The 9,017-nt window shown below is 61.8% G+C and carries 10 protein-coding genes; 9 read left to right on the top strand and 1 reads right to left on the bottom strand.

Annotated elements, in window-relative coordinates; genetic code table 11:
- Window positions 1–206 precede the first annotated feature (206 nt).
- Window positions 207–1,058 (bottom strand): LysR substrate-binding domain-containing protein, encoded by an 852-nt coding sequence (locus HX868_RS19480; RefSeq protein WP_177004050.1) that lies wholly within the window; start codon window positions 1,056–1,058, stop codon window positions 207–209.
- A 244-nt stretch (window positions 1,059–1,302) separates the two neighbouring features.
- Here HX868_RS19480 and HX868_RS19475 point away from each other — a divergent pair, with 244 nt between their 5' ends.
- The 9 genes from HX868_RS19475 to HX868_RS19435 are packed head-to-tail and all read left to right on the top strand — an operon-like array spanning window position 1,303 to window position 9,008.
- A complete protein-coding gene (locus HX868_RS19475) occupies window positions 1,303–2,124 on the top strand; it encodes a transporter substrate-binding domain-containing protein (RefSeq protein ID WP_016977964.1) in 822 nt (273 codons plus the stop codon).
- A 1-nt stretch (window position 2,125) separates the two neighbouring features.
- The gene (locus HX868_RS19470; RefSeq protein ID WP_177004049.1) at window positions 2,126–2,932 is read left to right on the top strand and encodes a transporter substrate-binding domain-containing protein; all 807 of its coding nucleotides are present in this window, start codon (window positions 2,126–2,128) and stop codon (window positions 2,930–2,932) included.
- Window positions 2,925–4,346, top strand: a complete 1,422-nt coding sequence (locus tag HX868_RS19465; protein ID WP_177004048.1) for an FAD-binding oxidoreductase — start codon at window positions 2,925–2,927, stop codon at window positions 4,344–4,346. Before HX868_RS19470 ends, HX868_RS19465 begins: the two co-directional genes overlap by 8 nt.
- The gene (locus HX868_RS19460; RefSeq protein ID WP_177004047.1) at window positions 4,343–5,545 is read left to right on the top strand and encodes an aminotransferase class I/II-fold pyridoxal phosphate-dependent enzyme; all 1,203 of its coding nucleotides are present in this window, start codon (window positions 4,343–4,345) and stop codon (window positions 5,543–5,545) included. Before HX868_RS19465 ends, HX868_RS19460 begins: the two co-directional genes overlap by 4 nt.
- Entirely contained in the window at window positions 5,542–6,267 is a 726-nt protein-coding gene (locus HX868_RS19455) for an amino acid ABC transporter permease (RefSeq protein ID WP_177004046.1), read from the top strand. Before HX868_RS19460 ends, HX868_RS19455 begins: the two co-directional genes overlap by 4 nt.
- Entirely contained in the window at window positions 6,257–6,940 is a 684-nt protein-coding gene (locus HX868_RS19450; RefSeq protein WP_177004045.1) for an amino acid ABC transporter permease, read from the top strand. Before HX868_RS19455 ends, HX868_RS19450 begins: the two co-directional genes overlap by 11 nt.
- Window positions 6,927–7,751, top strand: a complete 825-nt coding sequence (locus HX868_RS19445) for an amino acid ABC transporter ATP-binding protein (protein ID WP_177004044.1) — start codon at window positions 6,927–6,929, stop codon at window positions 7,749–7,751. The genes HX868_RS19450 and HX868_RS19445 overlap by 14 nt, the downstream gene beginning before the upstream one ends.
- 16 nt (window positions 7,752–7,767) lie before the next feature.
- Window positions 7,768–8,364 (top strand): cysteine dioxygenase family protein, encoded by a 597-nt coding sequence (locus tag HX868_RS19440; protein ID WP_095016052.1) that lies wholly within the window; start codon window positions 7,768–7,770, stop codon window positions 8,362–8,364.
- Window positions 8,361–9,008, top strand: a complete 648-nt coding sequence (locus HX868_RS19435) for a glutathione S-transferase family protein (RefSeq protein WP_177004043.1) — start codon at window positions 8,361–8,363, stop codon at window positions 9,006–9,008. The genes HX868_RS19440 and HX868_RS19435 overlap by 4 nt, the downstream gene beginning before the upstream one ends.
- The last annotated feature ends 9 nt before the right edge of the window (window positions 9,009–9,017 follow it).

Raw genomic sequence — 9,017 nt, 5'->3', positions numbered from 1 at the left:
GTTTAGCCGCCCCGCGCCATGGATGGCGCGTGGCGGCGGCCCCCCAAATCACTGTCGGATTACGGGCACACCGAGCCTAGGCGAGGTGCCGAGTGTTGGGGCAAGAGCGCTTTGGTTACTTTCGCGCTTTTCGAAAGTGACCCGCCGTAAGGGCGGAACCAATACCCGCCATCACCCAAATAACGGATATGTACTCAAAACTAGCCTCACAACCCCTGACTCCCCCGAATCAAATCATAAGCCTTCCTGGCAATCGGATTCGCCGTATTCGGCCGAATCCAAAGGTAATACGTCACCTCCGGCAAGCGCGGTAACCCATCCGTCTCCCCCAACACCCGCATATCCGGCCCCAGCATCTCCATACTCCTCGGCGTCACCCCCAACCCCGCCCGGGTGGCCGCCTTGATCCCGATCAAATTCGAAGCCAGATACGCCTGGCGCCAAGGAATATTCGCCCGCTCCAACGCCTCCAACGCATAACGCCGATAAATGCTCGGCTCATCCACCAGAATCAGCGGCAACGGCTCACTCGGCTGGTGAATATACTGGGCCGAACAAATCCACCACACCGGCGACGTGCGCAACGCAAACCCCTCCAGGTTCGGATCAGACCGCGTAGAAATCACCATATCCACCTTGCCCCGATGCAAGTCATCCATCAAAAACGGACTGCGCCCCACATCAATCTCCAACCGCAAACGCGGCGCTGAGCGGGCGATGTGACTGAGGATCGGCGGCAATATCGTGTCAGCAATATCGTGCGGTGAGCCAATGCGCAACACACCACTCAAGCTGCTCTCACGCAGCGAATTCAACGCATCGTCATTCAGCGACAGCATCTGCCGCGCATGGCGCAGCAACTGCAAGCCAGGCTCGGTCAGTTGCTTTTGCCGGCCACGCTTCTCGAACAGACTGACCCCCACTTGCTGCTCCAGACGCTGCATATGCTGGGTCACGGACGATTGGGTGCGCGACAGGTGCGTGCCGGCGCCAGCGAAGCTGTGGTGGTCGACCACGGCAATAAAGGTACGCAGCAGTTCAAGGTCAAGGGTCGACATGGCCGGCTCCAGAGGCGGTTTTTATATCAAGGGTGTGAAGCTAAACATTACAGATATTTATGTATGGGTGAAGCGTATTTTTAGAGGGTCCAGTAAATCATGGCTTATGTCGTAATCGGAGGTCGTTCAGATACGGCAAGTTATAACGATATGAGATATTTGCATTTCCGTTGCCCCCACACTCTCCCTAGCATGCCCCTCCATCAGGTCGGGGTACGCCGATCACTTGCCAGGGGGAAGTCCAATGAAGTTGAACAAATGGTTGCCGGTGGCCCTCGGGTCGATCATCGCGTTGGGCAGCAGTGTGGCGGCGCAGGCCGATGCGACCCTGGACAAGATCGAACAGCGTCATGTGCTGGTGGTGGGCGTGCTGTTGTCGGGCGGGCCATTCGGCAGCATCGATCCGACCACGCAAAAGCCCAAGGGATTGAACGTCGACCTGGCCAACGAACTGGGGCGTCAACTCAAGGCAGAGGTGCAATTGGTGCCGGTGCTGCCGGCCAACCGTGTGCAGTTCCTGCAACAGGGCAAGGTCGACCTGCTGATCGCCAATATGGAATGGACCGCCGAGCGCGGTGAGATCCTCGGTTTTGTGCCGACCCCGTTCTACCGGATCGGCGGCGCGGCGGCGGTGCTCAAGGACAGCAAGATTGCCCGTTGGGAAGACCTCAAGGATCAGCCCGTGTGCACTTCGCAGGGCAGCAGCTACGTGAAGCCGCTGACTGAGTTCGGCGCGCAGCTCAAGGCATTCAAGAGCTCTTCCGAATCCCTGCTGGCCCTGCGCGGCAACAACTGCGTGGCGGCGGTGCATGACTCGACGCTGATCAACCCGTTGATCAATGACAGCCCCGAGTGGAAGGACTACCGCGTCATCACCCCGGAACTCAACCCGGCGCCTTCGGTGATCTGGACCCGTCGCGGCGAAAGCGATACCCAGGCCAAGCTCGATCCGATCGTCAAGGAGCTGCACCGCAGCGGCTGGCTGATCGACGCCCAGACCCGCAACCGCATCAGCCCGGCTTCGCCGGCGTTGGTGGAATTGCAGCAACAGTTCAAGGGCGCCTGATATGCACTTCAAGACCCTCACCGCACTCGGCCTGGCCCTGTGCGCCGGCTTCGCCCAGGCCGATGCCACCCTCGACAAGATCCAGCAACGCCACGCCATCAGCGTCGGGGTGATTCTCAGCGGCCCGCCGTTCGGCACCCTGGACCCCAAGACCGGTGAGCACCTGGGCTACAACGTCGAACTGGCCAAGGGCATCGGCGAGGCGCTGGGCGTCGAGACCAAGACCGTGTCGGTACTGGCGCCCAACCGCGTTCAGTTCCTGCAGCAGGGCAAGGTCGACATCCTGATCGCCAATATGCAGTTCACCGAAGAGCGTGCCGAGATCCTCGATTACGTACCCACGCCGTATGAGGAAGTGGGCGGCGCGGCGTTGATCCGCAAGGGCGCCGGCATCCAGCAGTGGGCCGACCTCAAGGACAAGCCGGTGTGCGTGTCCCAGGGCAGCAACTTCATCAAACCGCTGCAAGAGAACTACGGCGCGCAGATCAAGGCGTTCCGCAGCCAGTCCGAGTCGCTGTTGTCACTGCGCGGCAATGGATGTGTGGCGGCGGTGCACGTCAGCCCGACCATGCATGCCTTGCTCAGTGATGCCGAATGGGAGGGCTATGAAATCCCATTGCCGGGCGATTTGATTCCGTCCAACTCGGTGATCTGGATCCGCAAGGGCGAACACGACACCCAGGCCAAGCTCGATGCCATCGTGAAGGGTTGGCATAAAAGCGGTTTCCTGATTGCCCTCGGCGAGCGTACCGGCATGGCGCCGTCCCAGGCTCTGCGTGATTTGCACGAGCAATACAGCCATGAGTGATGCGTTGTTCGCCACCTTGCAACAGCTACTCGGCGCAGACCATGTGCAAACCAGCGAGGCAGCGGCGCACTACCTGACCGACAAGCAGGGCCGCTACACCGGCCAAGTGGTTGCGGCGGTGCATCCGGCCAACACCGAGGAAGTGGCGGCGGTGGTGCGTGCCTGCGTGGCTCTGGAGGCACCGATCGTGGTGCAGGGCGGCAACACGGGTCTGATGGCCGGCGCAACCCCGGATGCCAGCGGGCGTTCGGTGCTGCTGTTGCTGGACCGCATGAACCGCGTGCGCTCGGTCGACACCGACAACGACACCCTGACCGTCGAAGCCGGCTGCATCCTGCAAAATGTCCAGGACGCGGCCCGCGCAGCCGATCGCCTGTTCCCCTTGAGCCTCGGCGCCGAGGGCAGTTGCACCCTTGGCGGCAACCTCGGCACCAATGCCGGCGGCACCGGCGTGTTGCGTTATGGCAATGCCCGCGAGCTGACCCTGGGCCTGGAAGTGGTGACCGCCGAAGGCGAGATCTGGCATGGCCTGCGCGGGTTGCGCAAGGACAACACCGGCTATGACCTGCGTGATTTGTACATCGGCAGCGAAGGCACCCTCGGCATCATCACTGCCGCCACCTTGAAGCTGTTCCCGCTGCCCAAGGCCCAGGCGACGGCGTTGTTGGCGTTTGATGAGCTGGCGCAAGCCGTCGCTTTTCTGTCCCATGCCCGTGCGGGTTTTGGTGCGAACCTGACGGCGTTCGAATTACTGACTGCTGATTGCCTGGCGCTGTTGCGCGATCAGTTCCCGGAGGGCCCGCAACCGTTCAAGACCGCGAGCCAACCCTGGTTCGCCCTGATTGAACTCTCCGACAATCACGGCGAAAGCCATGCGCGCGAAGCCTTCGAAGCGGTGCTTGGCGAGGCTTTCGAAAAACAGTTGATCAGCGACGCCCTGATCGCCGAAAGCCTGGCGCAAAGCGAAGCCCTGTGGTTGCTGCGCGAAAACATGAGCGAGGCGCAAAAGCGCGCCGGGCGCAATATGAAGCACGATATCTCGGTGCCGATTTCCCAGGTGGTGGCTTTCGTGGCCCATACCGATGCGTTGTTGCAGCAGCATTTCCCCGGTGTGCGCAACTTCACTTTCGGCCATCTCGGTGACGGTAACCTGCATTACAACGTCGCCCACCCGCTGGATTCGACGGTGGACGCGCACATGGCGCACTACGCGGAACTCAGAGCCCTGGTGCACGACAGTGCCCACGCCCACGGCGGTTCGATCAGTGCCGAGCATGGCATCGGCCAACGCAAGGTCGGCCTGCTCAGCCGCTATAAAAGCCCGGTGGAGCTGGACCTGATGCGCCGTATCAAGCAGGCGCTGGATCCGCACAACCTGCTCAACCCCGGTAAAGTCCTTGAGGTACAGCCATGACCCTACGCCTGTCCCAACGCGTGCAGCGGGTGTCGCTGTCTGCCAACGCCGCCGCCAAATCCCGCGCCACTGAGTTGCGCGAGGCGGGGCGCGATATCCTCGATCTCACCACCGGCGAGCCGGATTTCGATACCCCCGAACACATCAAGCAGGCGGCCTATGCCGCGATCGCGGGCGGCGCCACCAAATACACGCCGACGCCCGGTGTAAAAGCCTTGCGCTTGGCCGTGCAACGCAAGCTGGCGGATGAAAACCGCCTGGACTATCCACTGTCGTCCATTGTGATCGCCAACGGCGCCAAGCAGATCATCTTCAATGCGTTTGCTGCCACCTTGGATGACGGTGATGAAGTGCTGGTGCCGACGCCCTACTGGCCGTCGTTCCCCGACAGCGTGCGCTTCAATGGCGGCGAGCCGGTGTTCATCGAATGTGGGCTGGAGCAGGGCTGCAAACTGCTGCCGGTCCAGCTGGAGCAGCACATCACTGCGCGTACGCGCTGGCTGATCCTCAATGGCCCTGGCAACCCGAGCGGCGCGGTGTACAGCGAAACCGAACTGCGCGAGTTGGCCGAAGTGCTGCGTCGTCATCCCCAGGTGCTGGTCCTGCTGGATGAACTCTACGAACACATCCGTTTCGACGGCCGCCCTGCGCAGAGCCTGTTAAACGTCGCTCCGGACTTGCTCGACCGCTGTCTGCTGGTGGGCGGCGTGTCCAAGACCTACGCCATGACGGGCTGGCGCATCGGCTTTGGGGCGGGGCCGAAAACCTTGACCGATGCCATCGCAGTGGTGCAATCCCAATCCACTTCTGGCGCGTCCTCGGTGGGCCAGGCGGCTGCATTAGCGGCTTACAACGGTGGGCTGGATTTTCTTGCGGAGCACGTCGCGGCTTATCAACTACGCCGGGATGTTCTGGTGGAAACGCTTGCAGCCGTTGACGGCCTTGAAGTCCTGGAGCCCCAGGGCGGTTTCTTCGTCTTCGTGCGTTGCGCCGGGCTGCTGGGCCGCGTTCGCCCGGACGGCCAGCGCATCAACAACGACGATGACCTGGTGGCCTGGCTGTTGGAGGAGGGCGTCGCCGGAGTGGCGGGCAGCGCCTATGGCCTGTCGCCGTGGTTCCGCCTGTCCATCGCCACCGCAACCGACAGCGTTGCCGAGGCTGGCCGGCGTATCGCAAGCGCCTGCGGAAAGTTGCAATGATGGAGCTTTTTGTCCACTGGGCTGCGGGTATTGGCCTGAACTACAACTTCCTGTTGGATGCCTACCAGCGCGGTACGTTGGTCCAGGGCGCGCTGACCACCGGTCTGCTGTGCCTGTTCACCATCATTGGCAGCCTGTTGGCTAGCATCACGCTCGCGGCGATGCTCACCTCGGGTAACCCCTGGCTGGCCAAACCAGCGCGGGTGTTCGTCGAAGTCACGCGCAACACTCCGACGCTGGTGCAGCTGTACTGCGCGTTCCTGGTGCTGAACATGCTGCTGACCCAGGCGGTTGGCGCGGCCAACCCGCTGACGCCGTTTGCCTGGGTGGTGATCGTGATCTCCCTGCACAAAGGTGCGTTTCATGCCGAGGCCTTGCGCGCCGGCATCGAAGCAGTGCCTGCCGTGACCCTGGAAGCTGCCAGTTCCCTGGCTTTCAGCAGCCGCCAATTGCTGTGGAATGTGCAGCTGCCCCTGGCGCTGCGTTTTGCCTTGCCGTCGCTGATCAACAACCTGATCGACCTGGTGAAGATGACCGCCGTGGCGTCCGCGATTGCGGTGGGCGACATCACTTACGCGGCCATCATGATCTGGACCCAGAGCGATAACGTGCTGGAACTGATGATCCTGATCCTGAGCTTTTTCGGCCTGCTGAGTTTTATCGTCAATTGTGTGGGGCGCTGGCTGGAAGCGCGCCTGAGGATGCCCGGCTATGGCCATTGATTCATTCCCGGTGTTGTCGGCGTTGCTGCAATGGTCGCCGGCACTGGTGGCCGGTTTCGGCCAGAACATCCTGATCAGCGTGGTGGCGATTGCCTTGGGCTCGGTGCTGGGCTTGTTGATCGGTGCGTTGGCCTTGTCGCCTCTGGGCTTTGTCGCGCGGCTGTGGGTGCAGGTGTTTCGCAATGCGCCGTGGCTGGTGTTGATCTATTTCACTACCTACGTGTTCCCGTTCGAGATCCACATCGGCAGCAGCTACGTGTCGTTCCCCGATTGGGTCAAAGTCACCATCGGCCTGGCGTTGCCGGCCAGCGCCAACGTGGCGGAGATCTTCCGTGGCGCTATCGGTTCGATCCCCAGCACCCAGTGGGAAGCCGCGCGTTCCCTGGCGTTCACCCGTGGCCAGTTGTTTCGTTCGATCATCCTGCCGCAGTGCTTCAAGCGCATGTTGCCGCCGTGGATGAACCTGTACGCCGTGGTCACCATGGGCACCGCGCTGGCCTCGCTGGTGGGCGTGCATGACGTGATCGACACCGCGCAGATCGCCAGCAACACCGTGAACCTGACCGGTTTCACCGTGATGATCTACCTGAGCCTGCTGGTGCTGTTCTTTGCCTATTGCTACCCGATTTCCCGTCTCACCCAACACCTGGAGCGCCGTTATGCCTTCTATTGAATCCTTGGTGAGCCTGCGGGATGTGCACCTGTCGTTCGGCGCCAACCCGGTGCTCAAGGGCATCGACCTGGACGTGTTGCGCGGCCAGGCGGTATCGATCATCGGCCCGTCGGGCTCGGGCAAGTCGACGATCCTGCGCTGCATTACCGGTTTGTTGCAGCCCCAGCGCGGCAGCATCCGCGTGGGCCAGACCCAGGTCGATAGCCTGGCCCAGGAAGCCCAGCGCATCGAGTTGCGCAAACGCGTCGGGTTTGTGTTCCAACAGTACAACCTGTTCCCGCACTTGTCGGTGCTGGAAAACCTGGTGATCGCCCCGCGCAAGGTGCTCGGCCGCAACCGTGCCGAAGCCGAGAAAGACGCTCGCGCCTTGCTGGCCAAGGTGCGCATGGAGCACAAGGCCGATGCCTATCCCGGCCAACTGTCCGGTGGCCAGCAGCAACGCGTGGCGATTGCCCGCGCGTTGGCGATGCGCCCGGAGCTGATCCTGTTCGACGAAGTGACCTCGGCCCTAGACCCGGAGACCGTCGGCGAAGTGCTGACGGTGATCCGCGAACTTACCGAAGAGGGCATGACCTGCGTGTTGGTCACCCACGAAATGCGCTTCGCCGAAGAGATCAGCGACGTGGTGTATTTCACCGAAAACGGCGTGATTGTCGAGCATGGCAGCGCGCAGCAGATCTTCCAGAACCCGGCCAGCGAACGCACCCAGACGTTCCTGCGCCATGCCCTGGGCGACACGGGGCGCCGTGGCCCCATCGCCCACGACCCGTACCTGTTGACCAATTTGAGCCGTTACAGCCTGTCTGTCTGATAAGAGGAAATTCGTGATGAGTATCGAAAACCGTGCCGACGTGATCGAAGCGTTTTTGCAGCAGATCCGCGTCATCAATCAGCGTGGCGTAGACCGCGCGGCCTTGGATGAAATCGTTGGGCTGCTGGAAAACCTCGCCCAGCGCCGCGACCTGTTCAACTTTGATGAATTCCCCGCGCCCGTGCCGGGGCAGGGCAGCACGGCGTTCCGCTATCGCCTGAATGACGACGGTGATACGCCGACGCTCTACCTGAATTCGCTGTTGCCGGGCAAAAGCACGATCCCGCATAACCACGAGACCTGGGCGATCATCAGTGCCATCGAAGGCCAGGAGATCAACTACGTCTATGCCCGCAGTGATGAAGGTCGCGAGCCGGGGTTCACCACCCTGACGCTGGAGAAAGAAGTGATCGTGCAACCGGGCACGTCGATCTCGTTCCTCGGTGAAGACCTGCATGGCATCAAGGTCGAGGGCGCGCAGGCGACGTTGCATTTCCACCTGTATGGCTTGCCGCTGGAATCCCTCAACGGCCGGTATGGCGTGGAAGCGGACGGTCGCATCCTCAACTACAACGCCTCGCAGATGGCGCCGTCGATCAAGGCTTACGCATGATCGATCTTTATTACTGGCCCACGGGCAATGGCTTGAAGGTCGGCATCTTGCTGGAAGAGCTTGGGCTGGATTACCGCCTGGTGCCAGTGAACATCCGCGAAGGCCAGCAGAAGCAGGCGGACTTCCAGCGCATCAGTGCCAACGGCCGCATCCCGGCGATTGTCGACTATCGCCCGGAGGTGCCGCTGAGCCTGTTCGAATCCGGCGCAATCCTCAATTACCTGGCCGACAACGCCGGTCAGTTCTTGCCACCCGCAGGCACTGCCGAGCGGCAAAAGGTCCAGGAATGGTTGTTCTGGCAGGTGGGGCATATCACCCCGTATCTGAGCCAGTTGCAGCTGTTCAAGGAGAAGGCTCCGGAGCCGATTGCGTTTGCCCTTGACCTGCTCAACGCCGAAGCCACGCGCTTGTATCGGGTGCTGGAACAACGCCTGGCCGAGGTGCCCTATGTGGCGGGCGAATACTCGGTGGCGGACATGGCGATCTTCCCGTGGATTCAACCGCAACGGCAGGGCCAGGACTTGGCGGACCACCCGAATATCCAGGCCTGGCGCGAGCGCATCAAGGCGCGGCCGGCGGTGCAGCGTGCCTATGCCAAGGGGCGCGAAGTGGCTGCGGGCGAACGTTCGTTGGCGTTGCAGTAACTCTTTTCT

Source organism: Pseudomonas reactans, from assembly GCF_013385825.1.
In the GTDB taxonomy this organism is placed as follows: Bacteria; Pseudomonadota; Gammaproteobacteria; order Pseudomonadales; family Pseudomonadaceae; genus Aquipseudomonas; species Aquipseudomonas reactans.
Note: the sequence above shows the minus strand (reverse complement) of the source record. Positions and strands in the feature narration are given on the sequence as shown.